A 26,932-nucleotide genomic window follows, 5' to 3' on the forward strand; every position below is an offset into this window, starting at 1 on the left:
AGGCCTGCCGTATCCTGAGTAGAGGGTGATCCTGACCATGCAGTCCGAATGTCGGCTGCAATGTTGCCCGTAACAGTCACGAGGCGTCTTTGACCACCACCCTACCCACTTCTGTCCGCCGTGGCCCGCGTGTCCGGCAGCCGAACGCCGTAGTCCTGAGCTACTCCGAACTCTTGAAAGCCGTCAAAGCGGAAGGGCTGCTGGAACGGCGGGTGGGTTTCTACGCCACCCTGTTCTCGGTCCTGGTCCTCCTCATGGCAGCCGCGTGGTTCGGCTTCGCCCTGATCGGGGACAGCTGGTTCCAGCTCCTGATTGCGGCCGCCGTTGGCGTCCTCTGCACGCAGCTCAGCTTTCTGGCCCACGAGGCCGGCCACCGGCAGATCTTTGCCTCACGGCGCGCCAACGACTGGTCTGCGCGCCTGCTGGCCACGTCCGTGGCGGGGATCAGTTATTCCTGGTGGGAACAAAAGCACGGCGCGCACCACAACCACCCCAATGTGGTTTCCAAGGACCCGGACATCGCCACCGGCGCGATCGCCTTCCACGCCGAGGGCGCTGCCACCAGGCAGGGCCCTCTGTCCTTCCTGACCAGGAAACAGGGCTGGTTCTTCTTTCCCCTGCTCCTGCTCGTTGGGCTGGGCCTGCAGATAGATTCCGTGCGCTTCATTGTGCGCAGGGCAAAGGTGACGCACCGCTGGGTGGAGATTCCCATCCTCGCCGTCCGGCTGGCCCTGCTCCCGGTCCTGGCTTTCACCTTCCTGCCGCCGGGCATGGCGGCCGCTTTCATCGGCGTCCAACTGGCGGTCTTCGGTTTTTACATGGGGGCCTCCTTTGCCCCCAACCACAAGGGCATGCCTGTCCTGCCTGCGGACAGCAGGGTGGACTTCTTCAGCCGGCAGGTCCTGACCTCACGGAACATTTCCGGCGGCCGTTTTATGGACATCCTGCTGGGCGGGCTGAACCGCCAGGCTGAACACCACCTCTTCCCGGACATGGCACGGCCCCAGCTGGACCGGGCGGCCGCCATCGTTCGTGAGTATTGCAGCAAGCACCAGGTTCCCTATACCGAGACCACTTTGCTGCAGTCCTACGGCATCATCGTCCGCTACCTCAACCAGGTGGGGCTTGCGGCAGGACGCCACTTCGAGTGCCCCATGGCAACGGTTACGCGCCGCTACTGAACAGCCCCGCCTTGACGCAGGTGGAGCCTAGGATGGGTGAACCGGGCCAGGAAATCCCCGCCCGTGGAAGGAATCCCATGACGCACGCAATCGTCGCCGGGCAAGCCGGCGGTCCCGAAGTCCTCTCCTACACCCCGGTTGAGCGCCCTGTTCCCGGTCCCGGGCAGCTGCTGGTCAAGGTGGCCGCTGCCGGAGTGAATTTCATCGACACCTACAAGCGCAGCGGCGTGTACAAGGTCCAGTATCCTTTCACCCCCGGCGCCGAGGCTGCCGGAACCGTGGAGGAGGTGGGTGAGGGCGTCACAGCCTTTGTTTCCGGTGACCGTGTTGCCACCGCCGAAGGCCAGGACTGCTATGCGGGCTATGCCCTGGTGGAGGCTGACAAAGCACTGCCTGTGCCTGACGGCCTTGATGATTTCACCGCCGCCGCCCTTCCGCTGCAGGGCCTGACGGCGCACTACCTGATCAACTCCACCTTCAAGGTGGAGGCCGGCCATAACGTCCTGCTGCACGCCGGCGCCGGCGGAGTGGGGCTCCTGCTGATCCAGCTCCTGAAGGCAAAGGGCGCCCGGGTGATCACCACCGTGTCCACCGACGAAAAGGAAGCCCTCGCCCTCGACGCCGGGGCGGACCATGTCCTGCGCTACGACGGCTTCGCTGATCGGGTCAAGGACCTCACGGACGGCCGCGGCGTGGACGTTGCCTACGACGGCGTGGGCAAGGATACTTTCGACGGCTCCCTCGCCTCCCTGCGCGTGCGCGGCATGCTGGCGCTCTTCGGGGCAGCCTCCGGCCCGGTCCCGCCGGTGGATCCGCAGCGCCTCAACGCCGGCGGATCGCTGTTCCTCACCAGGCCCACCATGGCCCATTACCTGCAGGACGCAGCGGAACGGCGCTGGCGGTCGGATGAGATTTTCGCGGCAGCAGCCAACGGAAGCTTGAAGGTCCGGGTCGGCGCCCGCTACCCGCTGTCCCAGGCGGGCCAGGCGCACCGCGACCTTGAGGGCCGGAAGACCACCGGAAAGGTCCTCCTGGTCCCCTAGCAAGGTGGCTTCGCCACAGCGCAAAAGTCCCCGCAACCATGATGGTTGCGGGGACTTCTGTTGTTGCGGGCTGCCTGCGCTTAGCGCTGCACCGCGCCGAACCGCTCGGCGGCCAGGGCAACGGCGCTTTCACGCGCTGCCGATGCCTCGTCCGCGGTCAGGGTGCGGTCGTCGGCCCGGAACCGGAGTCCGAAGGCCAGCGATTTCTTGCCGTCCTCGATTCCCTTGCCGGCGTAGACGTCAAAGAGTGCAACGTCTTCCAGGAGTTCGCCGGCACCTTCGCGGAGGGCCGCCAGTACCTCATCGGCCGGGACGTCCGCAGGAACCACCAGCGCCACGTCCTGGGTGGCGACAGGGAAGGACGAGATATGGCGGGCCACAATGACGTCCGGGGCAGCGTCGAACAGTGCGTCGGCGCTGAGCTCCAGGGCCACGGACTGGGCCGGCATGTCCGATGCCGCCAGCAGCTTGGGGTGCAGCTCGCCGGCGTAGCCCACCACTTCGCCGGTGCGCAGCGAGAGCCGGGCCGTCCGGCCGGGGTGGAATGCCTGGTGGCTGCCCTGGCTGACTACGATCTCAACGCCCAGGACGTCGCCGGCGATCCGGGCGATGTCCAGGGCATCAGCCCAGTCCCACACACGCGGAGCGTGCGCGGCGGCGGCCGGCGAATCATGCCCGGTGAGGACCACCGCGAGGTGGAACGGCTGGGCGGGGACGCCGTCGTACAGGGCATCCAGTACGTCATCCGAGGGTTTGGCGCCCAGCGGCGGGATGGATGGGGTACCCATCTTCTCAGCAGGCAGGAACACCAGGCCCGACTCGAAGAGCGCCAGGTCGCGGAAGCCGCGCGAGTGGTTCCGCTTGGCCACCTCGATGAGCCCGGGCAGGATGGAGGTCCGCAGGAAGCCCTGCTCCTCGCTGATCGGGTTGGCCAGCTTGACCGCCGTCCGGCCCGCACCCTGTTCGGCCACGCCGAAGGTATCGTTCGCGGCTTTGGACACAAACGGGTAGGACAGGACCTCGGTGAGGCCCGCATCGGCCAGTGCCTGGATGAGGCGCCGGCGCTGCTGCTGCACGCGGGTCAGGCCGCGGCCGGGAGGGGCCACAGGCAGCGTCGCGGGAATCTTGTCGTAGCCCACCAGGCGGGCGATCTCCTCGGAGAGGTCCTCCTTGGTCTCCAGGTCGTGCCGCCAGCTGGGCGCAGTGACGCTCCAGCCGCCGTCGTTCTTCACCACGGCCGCGCCCAGGTCCTCAAGGGAGGTGACGATCTGCTCCTCAGTGAAGTCGATGCCGATCCGGGCGGCAGCAAACTCTGCCGGGAGATCGATGGTCACGGTGTCCGGGGCGGTTCCGACGTCGGTTCCTGCCTCGTCTGCCGTGCCGCCGGCGAGCTCCACGAGAAGGTCCACCACGCGCTGGGCGGCGATGCCGGCCACCTGCCAGTCAACGCCGCGCTCGAAGCGCTTGGACGCTTCGGACGGCAGCTTGTGGCGGCGGCGGGAACGGGAGATGGACACCTCGTCGAAGTGCGCGGCCTCCACCAGGATGTTCGACGTCGTTCCGCCCACCTCGGTGTCCGCCCCGCCCATCACGCCGGCGATGCCGATGGCACCGGAGTCGTCCGTGATCAGCAGGTCCTCGGGGTCAAGGGTGCGTACCTTGTCATCGAGGGTGGTGATCTTCTCCCCCGCCGCGGCCCGGCGCACCACAATGTCCCCGGACAGCTTGTCCAGGTCGTAGCAGTGCGTGGGCTGGCCAAGTTCCAGCATCACGTAGTTGGAGATGTCCACCGGCAGGGAGATGGAGCGGATGCCGGCCAGCCGAAGCCTGGACACCATCCACTGCGGGGTGGGCCTGGTGGCGTCCACGCCGCGGACCGTCCGGGCAACGAACCGGTCGCAGCCCGGCTTGCCGTAGATCGGGGCATCGTCATTGAGCTTGACGCCGTAACCGCCGGAAAGCGCCGCGGGGGCCTGCACCCGGCCGGCCGGGTCCGTGAAGGTGGTCCCGGTGGCGTGCGCGTACTCGCGGGCAACACCACGGATGGAGAAGGCGTAACCGCGGTCCGGCGTGACGTTGATTTCAGCCGCTTCGTCGTAGAGGCCCAGAAGCTTCATGGCGTCGGTGCCCACCTCGGGATCCAGCCCGATGCGGGACAGCACCAGGATGCCGTCGTGGTCCTCGCCGATGCCCAGTTCGCGGACGGAGGCGATCATGCCGGCGGAGAGGTGGCCGTAGGTCTTGCGCGCGGAGATATGGAAGTCACCCGGCAGCACGGCGCCCGGCAGCGTGACCACCACTTTGTCGCCCTCAACGAAGTTGTGGGCGCCGCAGATGATGCCCTGCACGCCGGAGGGGTCGATGCCCTTGCCGGTAAGCGTCTGCTCCTGCCCCTCGGGGACAACGCGGACCTGGCACCAGTTGATGGTCTTGCCGTTGGTCTGCGGTTCCTTGACCAGGCTCAGGACCTGGCCCACCACAATGGGACCCTTCAGGGTGTCCGTGGGACGGTGGACGTCTTCTTCCTCAAAGCCCACCTTGACCAGTTCGCCCATCACGTCTTCGGCCGTTGCTCCGGCCGGTACCTCCGCGAATTCACGCAGCCAGGAAATTGGGATACGCACTGTTAGATCTCCATCCCGAAGTGCTCGCTGAAACGTACATCGCCTTCGATCATGTCGCGCATGTCGCCGACCTCGTTGCGGAACATCAGGGTCCGCTCGATGCCCATGCCGAAGGCAAAACCTGAATAGATGTCCGGGTCGATGCCCGCGGCGCGGAGCACGTTGGGGTTGACCATGCCGCAGCCGCCCCACTCGATCCAGCGTGGTCCGCCCTTGGCGCCCGGGTGGAAGATATCCAGCTCGGCGGAGGGTTCGGTGAACGGGAAGTAGTTGGGACGCAGCCGGATCTGGGCTTCGTCGCCGAACATCTGCCGCGCGAAGTGCTCAAGGGTGCCGCGCAGGTCCGCCATGCTGAGCTTCCTGTCGATGGCCAGGCCTTCGAACTGGTGGAACACGGGAGTGTGCGTGGCATCGAGTTCGTCTGTGCGGAACACCTTGCCCGGGCACAACACGTAGATGGGCAGTTCGCGTTCCAGCATGGAGCGGACCTGCACCGGGGACGTGTGCGTGCGCATCAGCAGGTGGGCCTCGGGCGGCTCCACGAAGAAGGTATCCTGCATTTCGCGGGCCGGGTGGTCCGGCTTGAAGTTCAGGGCATCGAAGTTGAACCACTCCGATTCAACCTCGGGCCCCTCGGCGATTTCCCAGCCCATGCCCACGAAGATGTCAGCGACGCGGTCCTGCAGGGTGGACAGGGGGTGCCGGGCACCGGCACGACGGCGGCGGGGCGCGGCAGTGACGTCAACGGTCTCTTCGAGGAGGATCCGGGCGTCGTTTTCGGCTTCCAGCTCTGCCGTGCGGTCCGCGAGCGCCTTGTTAACCCGGCCGCGCGACGCGCCCATAAGCTTTCCGGCGATGGCCTTCTGGTCCTTGGGCAACTTGCCGATTTCACGGTTGGCGAGGCTCAGCGGCGACTTTTCACCGGTGTGCGCGAGCCTCACCGCCTTCAGCTCGTCAAGGGTGGCCGCGCCGGCGATGGCGGCGGTGGCCTGGTCTACAGCGGCAGTAATGGCGGCTTCATCCGTGGGGTTCGGGATGGCGGCGCCCGGCAAAGTTTCAGTCATCTACTGTTCTTAGCTACGAGTCGTGGCTGCCGGCGGGCATCTCCGGTTTCCCGGCAGCGCGTCCGCTGGCAGGTCATGGATGAATGCCCTCAAATTCAGTTCATTCAATGACCAGGTCAGGGCATACCGGAAAATCCGGCCGCCACTGCCCTCCAGTCTAATTGAACCGTCCGGCTACCATGGCCTCATGACACCACGGAAGCCTTCGGAGCTTCGGCGGCCGCTGACCGGACCGCAGGTGCTGCGGCTGCTGGCGAACGCTGCCAACGGCAGCACGGTCCTGGGGCTCGCCGTGGCTGCGTTGTCCCGGACGGATGTCGGCCGGGGCCCCCGCGGGCTCATCATCGCCGGCGGGTACCGGTGGCGGCTGCCGTTTGCCGGTGCGTTTACGTTGGGCAACGTTGTCCTGTGCCGCTGCGCTGCCCCTGATTTGCTCGCCCGCCCGGAGCTGCTGGCCCATGAGGAAAAGCACTGTTCCCAGTACGCCTGGTGCTTTGGCGCCCCCTTCCTTCCGCTCTATTTCCTGGCTGCCGGGTGGTCAGTGCTTCGGACCGGAAATCCCGGAACAGGCAACTTCTTCGAGCGGCACGCTGGCCTTGTTGCCGGCGGATACCCGGTCCACGGGACACCGCCCCGGGGCATCCGCCTGCCGGGGATGACCCGCCCTTCCGAAACGGAGGCGTGACCCATGCCGGGCGAAGCCCCACATCCACCCGGGGTGAGCAGCCGCGATGGGGCGGGCACCGCCGTCGGGCAGGCCGGTCATCAGTCCGACGGCGATTCTTCCACCGGCACAGTCAGCGTCACCGGAACCGGCTCGGCCGAAGCAGCGCCTGACCTGCTGGTGGTGTCCATCGGGGTGGAATGCCGTGCCGGCTCCGTGGCGGCGGCGTGGCAGCGGGCAGGCAGCACTTCCGACGCCGTGGCGTCAACGTTCCGCCGCCACGGCGTTGCCGGTGCGGACATCAGGACAACTGGCCTCAACGTCCGGGCGGACCTCGTGTGGCGCGAAGGCGAAGGCCAGTCCGTGACCGGATACGTCGCCACGAGCACCCTCACCGTAAGGCTGCGGACGCCCGGTTCAGCCTCCGCCGTTATTTCCGACGCGGTGGAGGCCGGCGGCAACGACGTCCGGCTCAACGGCCTTGAACTGACTTTTGCGGACGACGCCGAGGTCCGGGCGCGTGCGCGGGAAGCGGCGTGGCTTGACGCTCTCCGCTCGGCCGAGCAGTTTGCCCGCCTCGCCTCCGCCCGGCTGGGCCGGGTTCTTTCCATCACGGACAACGTCACGCCACATGCGCCGGTGCCCCTCCCCCGGATGCAGCGTGCATCCTCGGTGGAGGCCCTGGCGGTGGAAGCCGGGGAAACAGCAGTGGATATGGACATCAGGGTGGTTTGGGAGCTCAAGCCGCTGGGTTGATTGGCTGCCCGGCGCCTGCGTGGTTGCTTGACTTAAGTTCGAACATACATTCGAATAGATTCCATGAGATGGGACGCCCAAGCATTGATGCCGCCGCCGGCCGGAGCAGCTGCGGACGGCGCCTCACCCGCGCTCCTGCCCTTGGCCGGGCTGGTCCGGTCCGTTACAACTCCTGAGTTCGCCGGCATCACCTTCCACGAGGTCACCGCCAAATCGGTGCTCAACAAGGTACCGGCCGGTTCGCGTATGCCATTCGAATGGACCATCAACCCTTACCGGGGGTGCAGCCACGCCTGCGTGTACTGCTTCGCCAGGAAAACCCACACGTACCTCGATTTCGACGCCGGGCAGGACTTCGACAGCCAGGTGGTGGTCAAGGTCAACGCGGCGGAGGTGCTCCGGAAGGAACTGGCCAAGCCGTCCTGGGGCCGCCACCAGGTAGCCCTGGGCACCAACACCGATCCGTACCAGCGGGCCGAGGGCCGCTACCGCTTGATGCCCGGGATCATCACAGCACTGGCGGAGTCGGGCACTCCGCTGTCCATCCTCACCAAGGGCACCCTCCTGGCCAGGGACATTCCGTTGCTGAAGAGCGTCGCCACCCAGGTGCCGGTGGGCCTGGGAATCTCCCTTGCCATGACTAACGAGGCGTTGTCCGAAGCCATCGAACCGGGCACTCCGGGACCCCGCGCGCGGCTCAAGCTGGTCTCCCGGCTGCGCGAGGCGGGGCTGCCCTGCGGTGTTATGGCCATGCCCATTCTGCCCTGGCTCACGGACGGCGACGAAGCCCTGGATTCGCTTTTCTCCTCGCTCGCTGCGGCCGGGGCCACCGGTGTGACTGCCGGCGCCCTCTATTTGAAGCCGGGAGGCACCAGGGAGTGGTTTATGAAGTGGATCGCAGCCCATCATCCGGAGCTGGCGGGCCGCTACGGCCGGCTCTATGGCGCAGGCTCCTACGCCTCCAAGGAATACCGGGCCTGGCTCGGCGGCAGGATCCGCTATTTCAAGGCCCGTCACGGCTTCTCTGATTCCTCCGGATTCAGCCACCGGGACCTCGACGATCCCCGCAACGAAGAAGCGGAGTACCCGGCGGGCATTATCCCGGCCGGCATTCCCCCAGCGGCAGCTGACACCCCAACCCCTGCGACGCAGGCCACCCTTTTTTAGCGGGCCGGCTACTGTCAGCGCGTGCCCGCTGCCGGCACTTCGAGTGCCGCCAGCAACTCCCTGACGATCGGGAAGTCGGCCGGAATCCAGGGCAGGCCAAGGACCTCATCCTGGTCGGCCAGTGACACCCATCGAAGTTCGTCGTGGTCCTCAAGGGGCTGCGGCTCGCCTGCCAGGATCTCTGCGAACCAGACACGCATGCTGGCCCGCTCATTCAGCGGCCAACCGGTGGGAGAGTCCGCCGGAAGTTCAGAGCCGAGGCGCACCCCGATCCCCAGCTCCTCGCCCAGCTCCCGGCAGAGCGCCGACTCAGGCTCTTCGCCGGGCTCAACCTTGCCGCCGGGGAACTCCCACAGGCCGGCCAGCTTCTCAGGAGCACTGCGGCGGGCCACGAGCAGCAGGGAAGGTTCCGCGAGGCGGTCCACTACGGCTCCGCCCACCACCTGTATCAGTCCAGTCACCGCCCCATTCTATGAGGGACAATGGGAAGGCCCGGGCACTCATTCCGCTTTCCCGGGAATACCTGCACCTTCCCGGGGGTTGTCCCCGTGGTCCAGGCCCTATCCAGCCCCACTGCCGTGGCTGCAGCCCACTTGTATCCCCAGCACCTCGAAAAGCAGGCACATGAGCAGCGTCATTCAGTCGCCCACGGCAACCAGCACCGCCTCCCCCAATATCGCGATAGCCATCATCGCGCTGGCGATGGGCGGGGTGGGAATCGGGGTCACAGAGTTCACCATGATGGGCCTGCTGAAGGAAGTGGAACAGGGCCTTACCATCAGCACCCCGGAAGCCGGGCACCTCATCTCCGCTTATGCGCTGGGTGTGGTGGTGGGCGCACCGCTGCTGGCCGCCGTCGGCGCTAAACTTCCGCGCAAAAACCTGGCCCTCGGCCTGATGCTGTTCTTCACCGTCGCCAACCTGGCCTCTTTCCTGGCCCCCGATTACGGCTCCATGCTGGTTTCACGGTTCGCGGCCGGGCTGCCGCACGGTGCATTCTTTGGTGTTGCCGCCGTCATCGCCGCCTCGCTGGTGCCGCCCACCCGGCGTGGATGGGCGATCTCCATGGTGATGGCGGGGCTGAGCATTTCCAACGTTATCGGCGTCCCGGCGGCAACCTGGGTGGGACAAACCTACGGCTGGCGCCTGCTCTTCATCCTGGTAGGTGCGCTGGGAATGCTCACACTGGTGCTGATCTGGCGGTTTGTTCCCTTCCACAAGGCCCATCCGGACGCGAGCATCCGCCGTGAACTCCGGGCGCTCAAGCGGCTCCAGGTCTGGCTCGCCATCCTGATCGGCATCGTGGGCTTTGGCGGCTTCTTCGCCACCTACACGTACATTTCCCACACCATGACTCACGTAGCCGGCCTCCCCTCGTCGATGATTCCACTGGTGGTGGCTTTGTACGGGCTGGGCATGGTGGCCGGCAACGTGCTGGGCGGCAGGATTGCGGACAAGTCCGTGATGGGAACCCTTTACAGTGTGCTGCCGGCCATCGCTGTGGCCCTGGTGGTGTACGCCATCGCCGCCCACTGGCCGTGGTCAGCCCTGGTGATGGTGTTTGTGGTGGGCGCGGCCGGGTCCATGCTGATACCGGCCCTGCAGACCCGGCTCCTGGACACCTCCCCCGACGCACCCTCGCTGGCCTCGTCATTGAACCATGCCGCCTTGAACGTGGCCAACGCGCTCGGAGCATTCCTGGGCGGCGTGGTGATTGCCTGGGGTTGGGGCTATGTTGCCCCCGCGCTGGTGGGCGCCTGTCTGGCCGTCCTGGGTCTCGGCGTTGCCGTTGCCAGTGGCATGCTGGAACGGAAAAAACCGCTGGCCGCCTCCTGAAAAGGCGGCCAGCGGCGGGCTGGCTTAGTGATGTTTCTGACGGGCAGTTGTCAGGGCCTCGGTGCCGCGGCGGCAGGCTGATGGCCGGCGCCAGCGGCATCTGAACGGTGCAGGTCAGGCTCCAGGTAAATCACCCTGGCGATAGGCACCGCTGTCCGGATGCGTGATTCTGCACTGTCGATTTCCCTGGCGATCTCCTCGCCGGTGGCATTGCGGTTGATGGCGATCTTGGCCGCCACCAGCAGTTCCTCCGGTCCCAAGTGAAGTGTCTTGAGGTGGATGATCCGGCTGCCGTCAGCCTCGATGGCCTGTGCAATCCGTTCCACGTCATCCCTGGAAGCTGATTCCCCCAGGAGCAGGGACTTTGTCTCCAACGCCAGAATCACGGCAATCGCCACGAGCAGCAGGCCGATCATGGCCGTGCCCGCCGCGTCCCAGAGACCGTCGCCGGTAACAAGCGTCATGCTGACGCCGATCAGCGCGAACACCAGGCCCAGGAGCGCACCCAGGTCTTCAAGCAGGATGACGGGCAGCTCAGGCTGTTTGGCACTGCGCACAAACTTGGCCCAGGACTGCTGTCCGCGGAGATGGTTCGATTCCTTGATGGCAGTCCGGAACGAGAACGATTCGGCAACGATCGCCCCCACCAGCACCGCCAGGGGAACCCACCAGAAGTCGCCCTCGATGGCGTGCGGGTGCTGAAACTTCTCCCACGCCTCATACAGGGCAAAGAGGCCGCCCACGCTGAACAGCACGATGGAAACGATGAAGGCGTAGATATAACGCTCCCGGCCATAACCGAACGGGTGTTCGGGGCTGGCAGCCCGTTGTGCCTTCTTGCCGCCCACCAGCAGGAGGATCTGGTTGCCCGAGTCCGCCACGGAGTGGATGGCTTCGGCGAGCATCGACGACGAGCGCGTCAGGAAGTACGCAACAAACTTCAGGAGGGCGATGGTCAGGTTGGCAGCCAGAGCCGCAATAATCGCCTTTGTACCGCCACTTGCAGCCAAGGGGCTTCACCTCTTTTACGGTTTTTGGAACACTACGGAATTTGCGGACCCGGACCCCGGCTCCGCCCATAGTTACCGTACCCGCCCCAACAGCCGGCATGCACCCGCGACAGGCCCTAAGCCTGCTGACAAGCAAAGGACCCTATGTTAGCTTGAAGCTCATCGGGAGGGTTTATCCCGGTCACAATAAGGAGGAGACATGGGTTTTCTTGCTTGGATTATTCTGGGCCTCATCGTGGGGGCCATCGTTAAAGCCGTAATGCCCGGCAGGGTAGGCGGCGGTTGGGTCACCAGCCTGGTTCTGGGCGTGGTAGGCGCAATAGTAGGCGGCTGGATCGGCAGCCTGCTCTTTAATAAAGGCGATCTGGCCTTCTTCGATCTCGGCACGTGGATTCTCGCCATCGTAGGCGGCCTGGTGGTCGCCGGCATCTACGGTGCCATCACCGGACGCGGCAAGGCAACACGCGCGCCCTGAGTTCCAGGTAAATCTTCATTCTCCACTCAAGCGTGGGCTCCGGTAATCCGGAGCCCACGCTGCCGTTAATGCCGCAGTTCAATTAGCCGGCACGGCTGCCGGGAGGTGCTGGGAGCGGGCGCTGGCATAGAGGCAGACTGTGGCGGCCGTGCCGAGGTTGAGGCTTTCCGCCGCCCCATACACGGGCACCGCCACACGGTGGTCGGCCAGGTCCAGCTCGGCCTGGGACAGCCCTTGCGCCTCGTTGCCGAACAGCCAGGCCGTGGGTTTTTCCAGGTCATAAGCTGACCGGGTGCTGTCCCCCGTGAGCCGGCGCCGGGCATTTCCGTCCTGCAGTGCGTCAAGGTTGAGGGAACCATAGCCGTCCGCTGCGAGGATGCCGATCCCCCGGGCCCGGCACGCCTCGGCCAGTTCAGTTACATCGGCACCCAGCACCACGGGCAGGTGGAACAGGGAACCGGCCGTGGACCGGACCGCCTTGGGATTGTAGATGTCTACGCTGGAGCCGGTGAGGATGACTGCATCTGCTCCCGCTGAGTCAGCCGCCCGCAGAACCGTTCCGGCATTCCCCGGATCCCGGACCTGGCAAAGAACGGCAATGAGGCGCGGACCGGCGTCGAGCACTTCCTCCAGCGCGACGTCGATGAACCGGCAGACGGCAATGATGCCCTGGGGGTTGACCGTGTCCGCCATGGCCGCCAGGACGTCGTCGGTAGCCAACCGCGCATTGGTTCCCTCGGCAAGTTCCTCGAATTCAGGAAACCGGTCCAGGCAGGCGGCACTGGCAAAAACCTCGGTAACCACGCCCGGGGCTCCGTCGGTGAGGCGCTGCTGGTGCAGCTTCAAGGCTTCGCGGACCGCCTGCGGGCCTTCCGCCAGGAACTGTCCGCGCTTTAAGCGGGCCGGGCGCCCTGCAAGTTTTGCCACATCCCGCACCCGATCTGCTCGGGGGTTGGAGAGTGGTAAATCCTGCGGGCGCCCGGTGTCGTTCATACAGGAAACTTTAGTGGCTAGTGCCACCAGTTCCTGAACTGTCCCGTTGCGGGGTGCAGCGTTGCTACGCAACAACCTTCTTGGCGGAGGTGTCGGCGGGCAGCGAGTCCTTGGCAACCTGGACCAGTGCGGCGAACGCGTTGGCGTCGGAGACAGCCAGTTCGGCCAGCATGCGGCGGTCAACCTCGACCTCAGCGGCCTTCAGGCCCTGGATCAGGCGGTTGTAGGTGAGGCCGTTGGCGCGGGATGCAGCGTTGATGCGCTGGATCCACAGGCGGCGGAAGTCGCCCTTCTTCTTCTTGCGGTCGCCGTAGCTGTACACAAACGAGTGCAGCAGCTGCTCTTTGGCCTTGCGGTACAGGCGTGAACGCTGTCCACGGTAGCCCTTTGCGCGTTCAAGGATAACCCGGCGCTTCTTGTGGGCGTTGACCGCCCTCTTCACACGTGCCACGTGCGTACTCCTTCGAAATTCTGGTCCCAAGCATCTACTGCCGGATGTCCGGCGGCCTGAGAAGGCTTTTTGGCAGGTGACTTACACCAGGTGGTGGTCAGTCAAGAACTTGGAAATTAGATGCCGAGCATCTTCCGGATGACCTTGGCGTCGCCCTTGAAGACGATCTTGTCGCCGGCGAGGCGGCGGGTCAGCCTGGAGGACTTGTGCTCGAGGTAGTGGCGGCGGTTGGCCTGCTGGCGGCGCAGCTTGCCGCTGCCGGTCAGCTTGAAGCGCTTCTTAGCACCACTGTGGGTCTTCATCTTCGGCATGGGAACCGATCTCCTTACGTGTCCGCAGGCGAGGCCTGCAGTTCTATCGCGCAGCTGCCCCTGGGGGCGGCGTGCTGGTTGCTGACTGCCGGAGGGCGACCCCCGGCAGCTGTGAACTAAGTGGTCTTCTTACCGGCCGGCTTCGGCACTGCCTTGGGGGCAGGGCGGGCAGCGGGCTTGGGTGCAGCGGGCCTGGCCACCGGCTTCGGCGGAGCAGGAACTGCTGCGGGCTTCGGCGCCGCCGCTGCCGGCTTGGCAGCTTCGGGCTTCTCCGCAGCCGGCTGGGGCGCCGGTGCAACGGCCTTAGGGGCCTCCTGCTTCGGAGCTTCCTGCTTCGGCGCTGCAGCCTTAGGGGCCTCCTGCTTCGGAGCTTCCTGCTTCGGAGCAGCGGCCTTGGGGGCCTCCTGCTTCGGAGCTTCCTGCTTCGGAGCAGCGGCCTTGGGAGCTTCGGCTGCCTTGGCCGGAGCTTCTTCAGCAGCAGGCTCGACGGCGGGAGCCGCTTCCTGCGCCGGAGCTTCCGGAGCTGCTTCCGGTTCCGTCGAGACGGTGAAACCCTCGGGCAGCAGGTCCGCGAGGGACTGCGTCAGGGGGGCCTGGTCGTCGCCGGAAACGTCGACACGGCCGGATGCCTTGGCTTCGTTCTGTGCTTTTGCTTCAGCCCGCTGCGTTGCACGGCGTGCTTCAGCCTTGGCTTCTGCCTTGTTCTTCAGAGGGCCGACCACCATGACCATGTTGCGGCCGTCGATGCGGGGGCTGGATTCCACCACACCTACCTCAGCAACGTCATCGGCGAAACGCTGGAGCAGGCGAATGCCCATTTCCGGACGCTGCTGTTCGCGGCCGCGGAACTGGATCATGGCCTTGACCTTGTCCCCGGCGCCGAGGAAGCGCAGTGCGTGCCCGCGCTTTGTCTCGTAGTCGTGGGTGTCGATCTTCAGGCGGAAACGGATCTCCTTCAGAACAGTGTTCGTCTGGTTCTTCCGTGCTTCACGTGCCTTGACCGCGGCCTCGTACTTGTACTTGCCGAAGTCCATCAGCTTGCACACCGGAGGCTTCGCCTGAGGTGCAACTTCAACGAGATCAAGGTCGGACTCGGCGGCCAGACGCAGGGCATCCTCAATACGGACGATTCCTACCTGTTCACCTGCAGGGCCGACCAGCCGCACCTCGGGGACGCGGATACGCTCATTGATTCTTGGCTCGCTAATGTTAAAGCTCCTGTGTTGTTGTGGGATCCCGGCAAATAGAGAAGGCCCCCAATTGCCGGAGCAATCGAAGGCCTCGAGGACTGGTTGCGCGTCCCATATGGCACGCAATGTTCGATGCGGCGTGCGCCGGAACCAAACCAACCAGGTACCCGGCAACCTTGCATTCCATCAAACTTGCGGAACAGCGGCTGACGCGGGTGGGAGAGAACTCCGCTTGCAAACTGACTGCCATTCTACAGAAAAAATTCCCTGCAACGCTGGCGTTGCCGGGAACCTTAGGTCGTTTCGCGAACGATCTCTGAAATAACGACATCCAGTCGGTCTGTGTCAAGCTTACCAGTATGAGCACCCCAGACAGTAATTCATACGTTTTCGAGCCTGCCGCGGATGGGGCCGGTGCCGCCGCCGACGTCTCGCAGCAGATCCGTGATATTTCCGAAGTGCCGGCCATTGAGGTCATCACCACCGCCGCCGTCCACCTGATGAGCGCCGCCGCCGTCAAGCTTGGCCTGGCCGCCGAAGAGAACGCGCAGGAGCTCAAGGACCTGGACGAGGCCCGCAAACTGATCACGGCGCTGGCCGGCCTGGTCACCGCCGCAGCCCCTGAGATCGGTTCCCAGCACGCCGGACCGTTGCGTGACGGCCTGCGGTCCCTCCAGCTGGCCTTCCGCGAAGAGTCGCTGATCCCCGACGCCCCGGGCAAGGGCCCAGGCGAGAAGTACACCGGCGCAGTCAACTAAGGCATAACTTCCCCGGCAGTTCCCGACGGCGGGCCGACCTTCCAAAGGTTGGCCCGCCGTCGCGCGTTAACCCTGCAGTTTTTGTCCAGATATGCGGGCTTGAGCGTCCCTCATATCTGGACAAAAACTCCTCTCCTACGCCGTGATGTTGTTCCTCCGGCGCCGGCGCTGGAGGGCCAGCCCCACCAGGCACAGGGCCACGCCCGCGGCGCCCACCGAAATAAAACCTCCGGACGGGCCCACCTGGTCGATAAAGACACCGGCCAGCGGAGCCCCGAGGGCCACACCGGCCGTTAGCGCGGAGCCGTACCAGCCCATGGCCTCGCCGCGCCGCTCCTCCTCCACGAGTTCCGCCACCTTCTCGGATGCTGACGAGAGTACCGGGGCGCAGAGGAGCCCAGGCAGGATAGCAACGAGGGCGAGGGTCCAGGTGTCGTGGGCGAACCCCATGGGGATGGTCAGGGCGGCCATGCCCAGGAGCAGGACGATCGGCGAGATGGGCCGGTGCATGGCACCGTAGATGAGCCCGCCCACCACGGAGGCCGCGCACCAGAACAGGAAGACGATACCGATTTCGGCCTGGTGCCCACCGGTTTCGAGCGCTGCCACAATGCCCACGTCGGTACCGCTGAGGACCATTCCCGCGCCGGCCGCCACGGCGAAGAGTGCAGCCACGGTGGCCGTAAACCACGTGAAGTTGCGCGCCACCTTCTCCCTGAGTCCGGCGCTGCGGGCAGTGTGGGCAGCAGCCGGGGCCAGGTCCGCGGCAGCCTCCTGCAGGTGGGCGGGGGCGGTGGAAACGACGGCGGCCTCGGCCGCGCGCTGCTGGTCCGCCTCGCAGTCGACAGCGGTTGTGGCGCTGCGGGTGGGCGGGTTGAACCACATCAGGAACAAGCCGGCCAGGGACGTGGATACGCCCACAATGGTCAGGCCCGCCACACTGAAGCCGCTGGTGGCCACAATGGCTCCCGCGGCGGGGCCGATCATAAACACCACTTCGGTGGTGATCGCGTCGAGGGCGAACGCAGTGCGGCGCTGGTCGCCGTCGGCCAGCACGCCCAAGGACTGGCGCACCACGCTGAAGATGGGCAGCGTGAGGAGTCCGCCCACGAAGACCAACGGCAGGAGCCACTCGTACGGCACATGCGGAACAACGGACCAGATCACGGTCTCGGAGACAACCGAGGGGATGAGGGCCTTGCGCAGGCCCACTGTATCCACCCGGCGCCCCCGCCAAGGCGCACCCAGGGCGATGCCGATGGTCATCACGGCGGCGGCTGTACCCGCGGCAGCGTATCCCTGGCCCAGGGTGAGGACGATGTGCAGGGTCAGCAGCACACCGGCTGCCGAGTGCGGAATGCGGGCGATCATGCCCACAAGGAGTAGCCGCCTGATGGGCCGCACGGCGAGCAACTCCCGGTAGAGAGCGAAATTCACGAAAAGAATCCTTCGGTCTGCCGCAGCCGACCGGGGATCCCCCTCCTCGCCGCAGCTAGTGGACAGCGCGCCGCAGTTTCACCTCGATGGAGTCGACCCGCTCCCCAAACAATACATTCCGGGACCACTGGGCCTGGAGTCCTGCCACCAGTTCCTGCACGGCGGCCGCGTCCAGGCCGTCCTCCAGGTAGAGGACCACCTGCAGCTCGGGACCGGCGCCTCCGCCGGGGAGGACGGCCCCGTCAGCGGTGCGGGCTGCCACTCCCCTGCCCGGCAGGAGCTCCAGGCTCCGCACGGCGGGGAAGCCGGCCGTAGCCTCCCGCATCTGGCGGGCGAGGGCGTCATCCGTGTAGGAGGGGATCCAGTCCTGCTGCTGGGCCAACGCCCAGAGGGCGGGCCGCCGGACCACAAACGTGACGGTCGAACCCGGGTCAAGGACCAGCAGTTCCGCCCCTTCCGCCACGGCCGAAAGGGCCGCGCGTGCGGCGTAGACCGCTACTGGCCGCGCCTCCGGGTGCCACGCGCTCAGTGCCTCGGCGGATGTGAACGCCGGCATGGCGGTCCGGCCATCGGCAGCTTTGAGGGTCACCAGGGCCATGTCCGCCTGCTTGTCGGCGTGCAGTCCGTCCTGGCCTTCGGCTTCTTCGGCGAGCTGGGCAACGATGGGAATAAAGACCCGGGCGGTGGCGAGGGAGGCAACCACGGCGGCCTCGTCCCCGTGTCCAGCCTGCAGGGCCGCGACGGCGCTGAGGTAACCGGCGTCGGCCAGTCCGTCGTCGTCCTCAAAATTGTGGATCTTGGCATTCTCCCCGGCCAGGCTCCGCCCCGCCCAGGGCTGGCCGGCAGAGTCGGTGGCACCCCCGGCACCGGCCAGCGCTGCTGCGATGTGGCCGGGGAGGTGGCGTTGCGGAGAGGTGCCGGATCCGGGTTCGGTGCTGGACATGGCGTTGCCTGGGGCCTGGCGCGGCTGGCTAGCGGCGGCCGGCGACGTCGAGGGCCTCGGGCAGGGTGAAGGCGCCGGCGTACAAGGCCTTGCCCACGATGGCTCCTTCAACCCCCAGCGGCACCAGGGAACGCAGGACCTTAAGATCGTCGAGGCTGGAAATACCGCCGGAGGCCACCACGGGCTTGCCGGTCTTTTCGACCATTTGGCGGAGCAGTTCCACGTTAGGTCCCTGCAGGGTCCCGTCCTTGGTCACGTCGGTGACCACGTAGCGCGAGCACCCCGCCTCTTCGAGCCGGCCGAGCACGTCCCAGAGGTCCCCGCCTTCCTTGGTCCAGCCGCGGCCGGCCAAGGTGGTTCCGCGGACATCGAGGCCGACGGCGATCTTGTCACCGAAGCGTTCGATGGCCCGCTGGGTCCATTCGGGATTTTCCAGCGCTGCCGTACCGAGGTTGACGCGCGCAACGCCCAGGTCCAGGGCGGCTTCGAGTGTTGCGTCGTCGCGGAGGCCGCCGGAGAGTTCCACCTTGATGTCCAGCCTGCCCACCACTTCGCGCAGCAGCTCCGCGTTGGAGCCGCGGCCAAAGGCGGCATCCAGGTCCACCAGATGGACCCACTCGGCACCCTGCTGCTGCCAGTTCAGTGCCGCTTCCAGCGGGGTTCCGTAGCTTGTTTCGCTGCCCGCTTCGCCCTGGACGAGCCGGACGGCCTGGCCGTTGACGACGTCGACGGCGGGCAGCAGTTCAAGGACCGGCAGGTCTGTAGCGGTGTTCATCAAAAATCCTCGAAAGTTGGGGGGAAACGGGGCAAGGTATGGCTAGTTGGCCGGCAGCGTCAGCAGATAGGCGGCCAGCAGTGCCATGCCCGCCAGGACGTAGAAGGAAACCTGGGTCCAGAGCGGTTTGTGCTGCTGCCGAAACGAGATGCCGCCGCCGATGAGCAGGCCGGCGAGTCCCATCAGCAGGACCGACCACACTAGGCGTCGCCGCCGGCAGGAGTTTCGGCATCTGGCGCCGGGTTGCCTGCCATGGGGGAGCTTGCGCCTGCATTGCCTGCCTCAGCCGGGCGGCGCAGGGCGTCCACCCAGTTGCGCAGGAGCTGCGCGCCGGCGTCGCCGGACTTTTCCGGGTGGAACTGGGTGGCGCAGAGCGGGCCATTCTCGACGGCGGCGATGAACGGGGCGCCATGCTCGGACCAGGTGACCAGGGGCGGGGCCATCCGGGGCTGGATGACATCGAAGTTCCATTCCTGCACCCCATAGGAGTGCACGAAGTAGAACCGCTCGTTTTCGACGCCGGCAAAGAGCTTTGAGCCCTCCGGCACCTTGACGGTGTTCCAGCCCATGTGCGGAACAACATCTGCGGGAAGGAGCTCCACCTTGCCGGGCCATTCACCGATGCCTTCGGCCTCGGTGCCGTGTTCCACACCGGCTTCGAACAGCACCTGAAGGCCTACGCAGATACCCAGGACCGGGCGGCCGCCGGCGACGCGGCGGCCGATGAGGCGAATGCCGTCCACGGCCTTGAGCTCACGCATGACGGTTTCAAAAGCGCCGACGCCGGGAACCACCAGGCCGTCAGCGTTCAGGACATCCTCGGGCTTGGAGCTGAGGATTACCTCCGCGCCCGCGCGCTCCAGGGCACGGACTGCAGAGCGAACGTTTCCCGAACCGTAGTCGAGAACAGTGACGGTGGGTTTCCCCTCCGGCGACGGCAGCTTCTGTGAGGCTGACGGATCGATAATTGCGCCGTCGCGCAGGACCTGGCCGCTCACAGCGCACCCTTGGTGGAGGGAATGCCTTCGACGCGGGGATCGGACTCAACGGCAGCGCGAAGGGCACGTGCGAATGCCTTGAACTGGGCTTCGACGATGTGGTGCGGATCCCTGCCCGCGATCACGTTCATGTGCAGGCAGATCCCGGCGTGCAGCGTTATCGCTTCAAAGACGTGGCGGGTCAGCGAGCCGGTGAAGTGGCCGCCAATCAGGTGGTACTCCTGGCCGGCAGGTTCCCCGCCGTGCACCAGGTACGGGCGGCCGGAGACGTCAACTACGGCGTGGGCCAGCGCCTCATCCAGGGGCACGGTGGCCTCACCGAAGCGGCGGATTCCCGCCTTGTTGCCCAGGGCCGTGCGCAGAACCTCACCAAAGGTGATGGCTACATCCTCCACAGTGTGGTGGACGTCGATGTGGGTGTCCCCGGTCGCCTTCACCGTCAGGTCGATGAGGGAGTGCTTGCACAGCGCGGTGAGCATGTGGTCGTAGAACGGCACTGACGTGTCGATGTCCGAGACGCCGGTACCGTCGAGGTTGATCTCCACGAGCACAGAGGACTCGCTGGTGGCACGCTCCATGCGCGCCGTCCTGGCCGCAGTGGATCCGGTGGAACTCATGGTCAAGTGTCCTTTGGGAAGAAGGAGTGGTTCAGGGCGTCCAGCGCCAATACTTCCAGTCTAGGCGGGAAGCGTGGCCTGGCCGGCAAGGATGCTTTCCAGCGACGTGAGGAAGGCTGTGGTTTCAGCCTCAGTGCCGGCAGTGACGCGAAGATGGCCCGGGATCCCGACGTCGCGGATCAGCACACCTGCGTCGAGCAGCTCCTGCCAGACCTGGTGCGGGTTCTCGAGCCCGCCAAAGAACACGTAATTGGAGTCCGAGGCGGCGGGCTTCAGGCCCATCCTCGTCAGCTCTGCCACGATCCGGTCGCGCTGTTCCTTGATGTCCTCAACGTCGGCCATCAGGGCCTCGCGGTGCTGAAGGGCTGCCAGCGCGGTGGCCTGAGTGATGGCGGAAAGGTGGTACGGCAGCCGGACCAGGCGCAGGGCATCGGTGACCTCGGGGGCTGCGGCCATGTAACCGAGGCGCGCCCCGGCAAGGGCAAATGCCTTGCTCATGGTGCGCGAAACAATCAGCCGTTCACGGCCGGGCAGGAGGGTGAGGGCACTCGGCGTGCCGTCATGCGCGAACTCGTGGTACGCCTCGTCCACGATGACAATCGTCTGGCTGGCTTCGCCGGCCTCGTACACGGCCTCCACCACGTCGAGCCCCAGGCCGGTTCCGGTGGGGTTGTTCGGAGAGCAGAGGAAAACAATATTGGGCTGCAGTTCCTTGACCTGCAGGGCGGCCGATTCGGCGCTGAGGCCGTAGCCCTCCGCCCGGTCACCCACGATGTATTCAGTGTCCGTGCCGCTGGCCAGCAGCGGGTACATGGAGTACGTGGGGGGGAAGCCCAGCGCGGTGCGGCCGGGTCCGCCGAAGGCCTGAAGGATCTGCTGGAGTACCTCGTTGGAGCCGTTGGCCGCCCAGACGTTCGACTCATCAAGTCCATGCCCCAGGTACTCCGCCAGGGCCTTGCGCAACTCGGTGAATTCCCGGTCGGGGTAGCGGTTGAGGCCTGCGGCAGCTTCCGTCACGGCGGCACTGATGGCTGCGCGGACGTCCGCGGGCACCCCGTGGGTGTTCTCATTGACGTTGAGGAGGATGGGGACATCCAGCTGGGGCGCGCCGTAGGGGGTCAGCCCACGAAGGTTGCTGCGGAGGGGGAGCCGGTTCAGGCGCTCTAGCTGGTCATTCACCTGAACAGTTTAGTGCCCGTGCAGGAGACCGGAAAATGTGACGGTGCCCTGTTCGCGCTCAGCGTGCAGCTAGCGCGTGGGCACGTACAGCTGCTGCCCGGGGTGCACCGCTCCGGCGCTCAGGTTGTTGAGCTGCACGATGTCCGCCACGACGTCGCGCGCATCCCGCTCCGGGTCAACGGTTCCGGCAATGGCCCACAGCGACTGGCCCGGCTGCACGGTGACGGTGACCGTGGGGGTAATGGAAAGGTCTGCGGCGGAATCCGAGGCCTTGGCCGGCGAGTTGAAGAAGCCTGCCAGGGAGAGCAGCAGAGCCGCCAGCAGGACCAGGGGGATGCCGATCAGAACCACCTTCCCCCGGCGGGTGAGCCGCAGCGGCGGCTGGGGCGCGGGACGGTCCGACTGCCGGCGGGCCCCCTGCGACAGAAGTTGATGCACCGAAAGAAGCTGCGGACGTGAACCCTGTGAAGCAGATGTAGCTGACATGAACTGAGCCCTCCTGGACCTGACTGTGCTGCCCGATGTCCTTCCCAGCGGCCCCCGATGCGCCCGGAACTGATCCGGATCTTCGAGTGGCTTCAAGCGGAGTAGAACAAATGTTCGAACTTTGCTTTCTCTGTTTTAGCACTTATCGACGAATAATGTCGAGACTCGCTAGAACAAATGTTTGAAAATGCCCTGTGGCTGGCCTAGCTTTGAAGACAAGAACAACCACCTCTGAAGTTGATCAGCAGGGTCTGACAATTGCGGCGGCTACTCCGGGTCCGGGCCGAAATGCCGGGGCAAGATGAAAGGCATTGGCGAATATGGCAGCAGCAGCCGCCGGGGGCAGGGCAACCTCCCAACCGAAGAAGACCGCCAAGGGCCTGACGCCGCGGCAGAAGAAGATCCTCGAAACCATTCAGCGCTCGGTCAATGACAACGGCTATCCGCCGTCCATGCGGGAAATCGGCGATACCGTGGGGCTGGCGAGCCTCTCCAGCGTCACCCACCAGCTGTCGCAGCTGGAAAAACTCGGCTACCTCCGCCGCGACCCGAAAAGGCCCCGCGCCATGGAGGTGCTGATGCCCCTGACCCTGGACGGGGGTGCCCCCAAGCCTGCATCGGAGCCGTCCGCCCTTTTGCCGGGCACCAGCGCAACAGTGACCCAGCTTCCCACCGCCATGGACACCGCCATGGTTCCCCTAGTGGGCCGGATCGCCGCCGGCGGTCCCATCCTTGCCGACCAGGTGGTGGAGGATGTCCTGGCGCTCCCCCGCCAGCTTGTGGGCCAGGGGGAACTGTTTATGTTGAAGGTGGCCGGCGATTCCATGGTGGACGCCGCGATCTGCGACGGCGACTGGGTGGTGGTGCGGCGCCAGGCAGACGCCGCCAACGGTGATATCGTCGCGGCGCTCCTGGACGACGAAGCCACGGTCAAGACCTTCCGCCAGCGTGACGGCCACACGTGGCTGTTGCCGCAGAACACCCAGTACGAACCCATCCTGGGCGACCACGCCACCATCATGGGCAAGGTCGTCTCTGTTCTCCGCTCGCTCTAGGCAGCGGCATCAGCCGTTTGCCGGCAGCGCGAAGGCGCTGCCGGCATTGTGAAGGTGCTGCCGTCAGGCGTTCTCCCCTGCCAGCCGTTCAAGGGCCGCGATCGCCGTCTTCCGTTCTGTAGTGGGCCAGAAGGGCGGCAGGGCCCCGCGAAGGAATCCGGCGTACCGTTCGGTGGCCAGCCTGGAATCCAGCACTGCCACCACGCCCTTGTCCCCGGTGGACCGGATCAGGCGTCCGGCGCCCTGGGCCAGGCGGATCGCAGCGTGGGTGGCCGAGACGGACATAAAGCCGTTGCCACCCGCCTGCGCCACAGCACGGGACCGTGCAGTCATCAGGGGGTCGTCCGGCCGCGGGAATGGAATCCGGTCGATGACCACCAGCCGGCAGGACCCGCCCGGAACATCCACGCCCTGCCACAGCGACATGGTGCCGAACAGGCAGGTATCGGGTTCGTCCGCGAACTGCTTCACCAGCGCCGTCATGGTGGAGTCGCCCTGGCAGAGGATGGTCATCCCCAGCTTCGGCCGCAGCGCGTCGGCTGCTTCCTCCGCTGCCCGCCGCGACGAAAACAGGCAGAGCGCACCGCCGTTGGACGCACGGATGAGTGATTCGAGTTCGACCAGTGCCTCCGGGGAGACTCCGCGGCCGGGCTTGGGAAGGTGGCCTGCGACGTAGAGGATGCCCTGTTTGGGGTAGTCGAAGGGCGACCCCACATCAACACCGGTCCAGCTGGGTGCGCCCTCGCCTACGAGGCCCAAGCCGCCCGCTGCGGGCTCAAAGGCCGAACCGATGGCCAGGGTTGCCGAGGTCAGCACCACGGTATGCCCCGCGAACAGGCCTTCACGCAGCCGCCCGGCTACGGACAACGGAGCAATGTTGATCAGCGCAGGAGCCGTGTCATCGGGCTGCGAATATCCCTGTTGCGGGTCAAAGGAGCTGGCGCGGGAGAACCACACCACTTCCCTGTTCTCGCGAGCTGCCAGGAGGCGTTCGCAAAGTTCCAGGATGAGCATCAGCCGGGAGCGCGCAAGCTGCCGCCCGCCGTCGGCCGTTGTACTGCTGTCCCCCTTGGAATCAGACAGTGCGGCCCGGCAGGCCTCACGCAGCTGGTCCACGCAGTCCAGCTGCTCATCGTTCAGGCCGTTCGGCAGCAGCCCGTTGGCAACGCCCGTCAGGGCCAACTCCAGGTTCGCGGCGGCGGCATTGAGCGCGTCCACGGTGATGGCCGTGTGCTTGCGGGCGCCCGCCGCGGCGGCGTGGACCATGGCCACCGAAAGCTGCCCGGAGACAGCGCCCGTCACCCTGTCCTGGAGTTCATGGGCCTCGTCGACTACCACCACGTCATACTCAGGCAGTACGGCCAGTCCTTCGAAGGCGCTGACCGCGAGCATGGCATGGTTGGTGACCACAACGTCGGCTTCGGCGGCATTCTGGCGGGCCAGTTCGCTGAAGCATTCCGCCGCCATGGGGCATTTCTGCGCTCCCAGGCATTCCATGGACGTGACCGAGACCTGCCGCCAGGCGCGGTCCGTGACGCCGGGCAGGAGCTCATCCCGGTCGCCGGTGGTGGTCTTCTCCGCCCACTCCCGCAGCCGGACCACTTCCTTGCCCAGCTGGGAGGAAGGACCGCCTACGGCCGCCGCAAAGTGCGGGACGCTGGTGTCCTCCCCCAGGGAGAACAATTGGCCCTCGGCGGGCTCCTCGGAGGGGAAACCGCCTTCGAGCTTGTGCAGGCACACGTAGTTGGACCTGCCCTTGACCAGTGCCACCTTGACGGGCCGGTCCAGGGCGGGGGTGATGGTTTTCAGGAGCCGGGGCAGGTCCCTGCCCACGATCTGGGTCTGCAGGGCAAGCGTTGCAGTGGACACCAGGGCCGGCTTGTCGCTTTCCAGGGCATGCGCGATCAGGGGTATCAGGTATGCCAGCGACTTTCCCGTGCCAGTGCCTGCCTGGACGAGGAGATGGTCGCCTGTTTCGATGGCCCGGGCCACCTGCCTGGCCATCTCGTGCTGGCCGCTGCGGCTTTGCCCGCCCATGCCCGCAACCGCCCGGTCGAGCAGCTCAATCACGAACTGCTCGCCGGGCGTGGTTGTGGCTTCGTCAGCCACCGCCTCAGTCATGGGTGACGAAGGATTCCAGTTCAGCCGCGAGGCCTTCCCGGACTTTGACTACTGCCCGCGTACCGGCTTCATCGTGGTCGACGCTGATGATCTCGGCGTCCGATTCGTGCAGCTTGCTGACCAGGTCTCCCCGGTCGTACGGGATCAGCAGGTCAAGCTTGACGGACGGCCGCGGGATGGCCTCGCTGATGGCCTGCAGCAACTCGGGAATGCCTTCCCCCGTGCGGGCCGAAACCACAACGTGCCGCGGTTCGCGCTGCTTGAGCCGTTCCACCACAAATGGATCCGCGGCGTCAGCCTTGTTCAGCACGATGATTTCGGGCACCTTGCGGGCGTCCACTTCGCTGAAGACCTTGCGGACTGCCGCAATCTGGCCCTCAGGGTCCGGGTGCGAAACATCCACCACGTGGAGGATCAGGTCAGAGTCCGCCACTTCCTCCAGCGTGGAGCGGAAGGCCTCCACCAGCTGCGTGGGCAGCGACCGGACAAAACCGACCGTATCGGCCAGCGTGTAGCCGAGGCCGTCAGCGGTTTCGGCCTTCCGGACCGTGGGATCCAAGGTGGCGAACAACGCGTTCTCCACCAGCACCCCGGCGTCCGTCAGGCGGTTCAGCAGCGAGGACTTGCCGGCGTTGGTGTACCCGGCAATGGCCACCGAGGGCACCTCATTACGACGGCGGTTGGCGCGTTTGGTCTCACGGGCCGGCTTCATCGCGGCGATTTCCCGCCGCAGCTTGGCCATCCGAGTGCGGATCCTCCGGCGGTCCAGTTCGATCTTGGTTTCACCAGGACCACGCGAACCCATACCGGCCGCGGCGCCACCTACCTGGCCACCGGCCTGGCGGGACATCGACTCGCCCCAGCCGCGCAGGCGCGGCAGCAGGTACTCGAGCTGCGCCAGCTCCACCTGGGCCTTGCCTTCCCGGCTCTTGGCGTGCTGGGCGAAAATGTCCAGGATCAGCGCCGTCCGGTCGATCACCTTGACCTTGACGATGTCCTCAAGGCCACGCCGCTGGGACGGCGCCAGTTCGGCGTCCACCACCACGGTATCGGCGCCGGTGGACAACACGATGTCCTTCAGTTCCAGCGCCTTTCCTGAGCCCAGGAACGTTCCCGGGTCCGGCTTGTCGCGGCGCTGCACCAGGCCGTCGAGGACCTCGGAGCCGGCGGTTTCGGCCAGGGCGGCGAGCTCGCGCAGCGAGTTTTCCGCATCGGCGAGGGTGCCCTCAGACCACAGGCCTGCAAGGACTACCCGTTCCAGCCGCAGCTGCCGGTATTCGACTTCGGTGACGTCTTCGAGTTCGGTGGACAGGCCTGCCGTGCGGCGCAGGGCGCGGCGTTCCTCGAGATCCTGCTGGTCGCCGTCGTAGCTTGTATGTTCTTCATCCAGGCGGGAAATTGCCTGGGCTTTGCCCAGTACCGCTTTGCCGTCCCCGCGCGGCGTTGCGCCTGGCGTGCTGACGGTCTTGGCCGGTACGTCCTTGGAGAGAATCCGGTCGATCACGGCCTGGATTTCCTCAGGGCTCATGTCCTGGGCGGCTGGATCGGATCCGGTGTTGGGCTGGCTGGTCATGGTCTCCTTTGAAGGTTCGGCATTTCCAGAATAGTGCCGATTGCTGGTGATTGGGGAAGTATTCGCGCTGGGCTGACGGCCTGCGGTCATGGAGTTCTCCTGGTTTGTCCCGCCGGGCGGCAAGCAGCCCGGCGCGTGGGGGGCCGCCTTCCGGAGGCGGCATGGAGGGAGGTGCCGGAGCAGCGGCGAAAGGGGCAGCAGGAGGCTGACTTTCGAGTATTGTCC

The 26,932-nt window shown here is 66.0% G+C and carries 27 protein-coding genes; 9 read left to right on the forward strand and 18 right to left on the reverse strand.

All coding sequences use genetic code 11. The features are described from left to right. Positions 1–89: 89 nt before the first annotated feature. Both QF038_RS12990 and QF038_RS12995 read left to right on the forward strand, forming a co-directional pair. Positions 90–1,181 (forward strand): acyl-CoA desaturase, encoded by a 1,092-nt coding sequence (locus tag QF038_RS12990; protein ID WP_307610513.1) that lies wholly within the window; start codon positions 90–92, stop codon positions 1,179–1,181. Between the two features lie 77 nt (positions 1,182–1,258). Beyond that, the gene (locus tag QF038_RS12995) at positions 1,259–2,224 is read left to right on the forward strand and encodes a quinone oxidoreductase (RefSeq protein ID WP_307610514.1); all 966 of its coding nucleotides are present in this window, start codon (positions 1,259–1,261) and stop codon (positions 2,222–2,224) included. An 80-nt stretch (positions 2,225–2,304) separates the two neighbouring features. Here the strand turns inward: QF038_RS12995 and pheT are convergent, their stop codons facing one another. Together pheT and pheS are read right to left on the reverse strand one after the other, a co-directional pair. Next, the gene (gene pheT, locus QF038_RS13000) at positions 2,305–4,848 is read right to left on the reverse strand and encodes a phenylalanine--tRNA ligase subunit beta (protein ID WP_307610515.1); all 2,544 of its coding nucleotides are present in this window, start codon (positions 4,846–4,848) and stop codon (positions 2,305–2,307) included. Between the two features lie 2 nt (positions 4,849–4,850). Next, on the reverse strand, positions 4,851–5,912 hold the full coding sequence (gene pheS, locus QF038_RS13005) for a phenylalanine--tRNA ligase subunit alpha (RefSeq protein ID WP_307610516.1): 1,062 nt from the start codon (positions 5,910–5,912) through the stop codon (positions 4,851–4,853). A 187-nt stretch (positions 5,913–6,099) separates the two neighbouring features. Here pheS and QF038_RS13010 point away from each other — a divergent pair, with 187 nt between their 5' ends. From QF038_RS13010 to QF038_RS13020, 3 genes are all read left to right on the forward strand, one after another. Continuing rightward, the gene (locus QF038_RS13010) at positions 6,100–6,597 is read left to right on the forward strand and encodes a hypothetical protein (RefSeq protein ID WP_307610517.1); all 498 of its coding nucleotides are present in this window, start codon (positions 6,100–6,102) and stop codon (positions 6,595–6,597) included. Between the two features lie 33 nt (positions 6,598–6,630). After that, a complete protein-coding gene (locus tag QF038_RS13015; protein WP_307610518.1) occupies positions 6,631–7,332 on the forward strand; it encodes an SIMPL domain-containing protein in 702 nt (233 codons plus the stop codon). 63 nt (positions 7,333–7,395) lie between these two features. Further along, on the forward strand, positions 7,396–8,499 hold the full coding sequence (locus tag QF038_RS13020) for an Rv2578c family radical SAM protein (protein WP_307610519.1): 1,104 nt from the start codon (positions 7,396–7,398) through the stop codon (positions 8,497–8,499). 14 nt (positions 8,500–8,513) lie between these two features. On the opposite strand, the gene QF038_RS13025 is transcribed toward QF038_RS13020, so the two are convergent. After that, positions 8,514–8,960, reverse strand: coding sequence for a (deoxy)nucleoside triphosphate pyrophosphohydrolase (locus tag QF038_RS13025; RefSeq protein ID WP_307610520.1), 447 nt, complete (start codon positions 8,958–8,960; stop codon positions 8,514–8,516). Between the two features lie 163 nt (positions 8,961–9,123). Between QF038_RS13025 and QF038_RS13030 the strand changes: the two genes are divergently transcribed. Then, positions 9,124–10,335, forward strand: coding sequence for an MFS transporter (locus QF038_RS13030; protein WP_307610521.1), 1,212 nt, complete (start codon positions 9,124–9,126; stop codon positions 10,333–10,335). Between the two features lie 50 nt (positions 10,336–10,385). Here QF038_RS13030 and QF038_RS13035 read toward each other — a convergent pair whose 3' ends face one another. After that, entirely contained in the window at positions 10,386–11,345 is a 960-nt protein-coding gene (locus QF038_RS13035) for a cation diffusion facilitator family transporter (protein ID WP_307610522.1), read from the reverse strand. Between the two features lie 199 nt (positions 11,346–11,544). Between QF038_RS13035 and QF038_RS13040 the strand changes: the two genes are divergently transcribed. Then, positions 11,545–11,820: a GlsB/YeaQ/YmgE family stress response membrane protein gene (locus tag QF038_RS13040; RefSeq protein ID WP_066274925.1), complete on the forward strand. Its 276-nt coding sequence runs from the start codon at positions 11,545–11,547 to the stop codon at positions 11,818–11,820. A gap of 78 nt (positions 11,821–11,898) precedes the next feature. On the opposite strand, the gene QF038_RS13045 is transcribed toward QF038_RS13040, so the two are convergent. The 4 genes from QF038_RS13045 to infC form a co-directional block, all read right to left on the reverse strand. Continuing rightward, complete coding sequence (locus QF038_RS13045) at positions 11,899–12,813, reverse strand: RNA methyltransferase (protein ID WP_307610523.1); 915 nt, start codon at positions 12,811–12,813, stop codon at positions 11,899–11,901. A 64-nt stretch (positions 12,814–12,877) separates the two neighbouring features. Beyond that, the gene (gene rplT / locus QF038_RS13050) at positions 12,878–13,264 is read right to left on the reverse strand and encodes a 50S ribosomal protein L20 (RefSeq protein WP_050055645.1); all 387 of its coding nucleotides are present in this window, start codon (positions 13,262–13,264) and stop codon (positions 12,878–12,880) included. A gap of 116 nt (positions 13,265–13,380) precedes the next feature. After that, on the reverse strand, positions 13,381–13,575 hold the full coding sequence (rpmI, locus tag QF038_RS13055; RefSeq protein WP_009358635.1) for a 50S ribosomal protein L35: 195 nt from the start codon (positions 13,573–13,575) through the stop codon (positions 13,381–13,383). Between the two features lie 116 nt (positions 13,576–13,691). Further along, positions 13,692–14,741, reverse strand: coding sequence for a translation initiation factor IF-3 (gene infC / locus QF038_RS13060; RefSeq protein ID WP_373461569.1), 1,050 nt, complete (start codon positions 14,739–14,741; stop codon positions 13,692–13,694). A 383-nt stretch (positions 14,742–15,124) separates the two neighbouring features. On the opposite strand from infC, the gene QF038_RS13065 reads away from it, so the two are divergent. After that, entirely contained in the window at positions 15,125–15,523 is a 399-nt protein-coding gene (locus QF038_RS13065; RefSeq protein WP_091418049.1) for a DUF1844 domain-containing protein, read from the forward strand. A 135-nt stretch (positions 15,524–15,658) separates the two neighbouring features. Here the strand turns inward: QF038_RS13065 and QF038_RS13070 are convergent, their stop codons facing one another. From QF038_RS13070 to QF038_RS13105, 8 genes are all read right to left on the reverse strand, one after another. After that, on the reverse strand, positions 15,659–16,960 hold the full coding sequence (locus QF038_RS13070; RefSeq protein WP_307610524.1) for an MFS transporter: 1,302 nt from the start codon (positions 16,958–16,960) through the stop codon (positions 15,659–15,661). Positions 16,961–17,015: 55 nt separating this feature from the next. Beyond that, on the reverse strand, positions 17,016–17,903 hold the full coding sequence (locus tag QF038_RS13075; RefSeq protein WP_307610525.1) for an SseB family protein: 888 nt from the start codon (positions 17,901–17,903) through the stop codon (positions 17,016–17,018). Between the two features lie 28 nt (positions 17,904–17,931). Beyond that, entirely contained in the window at positions 17,932–18,678 is a 747-nt protein-coding gene (priA, locus tag QF038_RS13080) for a bifunctional 1-(5-phosphoribosyl)-5-((5-phosphoribosylamino)methylideneamino)imidazole-4-carboxamide isomerase/phosphoribosylanthranilate isomerase PriA (protein ID WP_142062651.1), read from the reverse strand. A gap of 42 nt (positions 18,679–18,720) precedes the next feature. Continuing rightward, positions 18,721–18,861, reverse strand: a complete 141-nt coding sequence (locus tag QF038_RS13085; protein ID WP_167344677.1) for a hypothetical protein — start codon at positions 18,859–18,861, stop codon at positions 18,721–18,723. Positions 18,862–18,878: 17 nt separating this feature from the next. Continuing rightward, positions 18,879–19,676, reverse strand: a complete 798-nt coding sequence (hisH, locus tag QF038_RS13090) for an imidazole glycerol phosphate synthase subunit HisH (RefSeq protein WP_307610526.1) — start codon at positions 19,674–19,676, stop codon at positions 18,879–18,881. Then, positions 19,673–20,293 carry an imidazoleglycerol-phosphate dehydratase HisB gene (gene hisB, locus QF038_RS13095; RefSeq protein WP_050055651.1) on the reverse strand — a complete coding sequence of 207 codons (621 nt, stop codon included), beginning with the start codon at positions 20,291–20,293 and terminating at the stop codon, positions 19,673–19,675. The genes hisH and hisB overlap by 4 nt, the downstream gene beginning before the upstream one ends. Positions 20,294–20,353: 60 nt before the next feature. Next, the gene (locus QF038_RS13100) at positions 20,354–21,472 is read right to left on the reverse strand and encodes a histidinol-phosphate transaminase (RefSeq protein ID WP_307610527.1); all 1,119 of its coding nucleotides are present in this window, start codon (positions 21,470–21,472) and stop codon (positions 20,354–20,356) included. A gap of 69 nt (positions 21,473–21,541) precedes the next feature. Further along, positions 21,542–21,910, reverse strand: coding sequence for a LysM peptidoglycan-binding domain-containing protein (locus tag QF038_RS13105; protein ID WP_307610528.1), 369 nt, complete (start codon positions 21,908–21,910; stop codon positions 21,542–21,544). Between the two features lie 368 nt (positions 21,911–22,278). Here QF038_RS13105 and lexA point away from each other — a divergent pair, with 368 nt between their 5' ends. After that, entirely contained in the window at positions 22,279–23,013 is a 735-nt protein-coding gene (lexA, locus tag QF038_RS13110) for a transcriptional repressor LexA (protein WP_091418067.1), read from the forward strand. Positions 23,014–23,076: 63 nt separating this feature from the next. Here the strand turns inward: lexA and QF038_RS13115 are convergent, their stop codons facing one another. Together QF038_RS13115 and hflX are read right to left on the reverse strand one after the other, a co-directional pair. Then, positions 23,077–25,134 (reverse strand): ATP-dependent DNA helicase, encoded by a 2,058-nt coding sequence (locus QF038_RS13115; RefSeq protein WP_307610529.1) that lies wholly within the window; start codon positions 25,132–25,134, stop codon positions 23,077–23,079. Then, on the reverse strand, positions 25,127–26,707 hold the full coding sequence (gene hflX, locus QF038_RS13120; protein ID WP_307610530.1) for a GTPase HflX: 1,581 nt from the start codon (positions 26,705–26,707) through the stop codon (positions 25,127–25,129). Before hflX ends, QF038_RS13115 begins: the two co-directional genes overlap by 8 nt. Between the last annotated feature and the right edge of the window lie 225 nt (positions 26,708–26,932).

This window comes from Pseudarthrobacter sp. W1I19 (assembly GCF_030817835.1).
GTDB lineage: Bacteria > Actinomycetota > Actinomycetes > Actinomycetales > Micrococcaceae > Arthrobacter.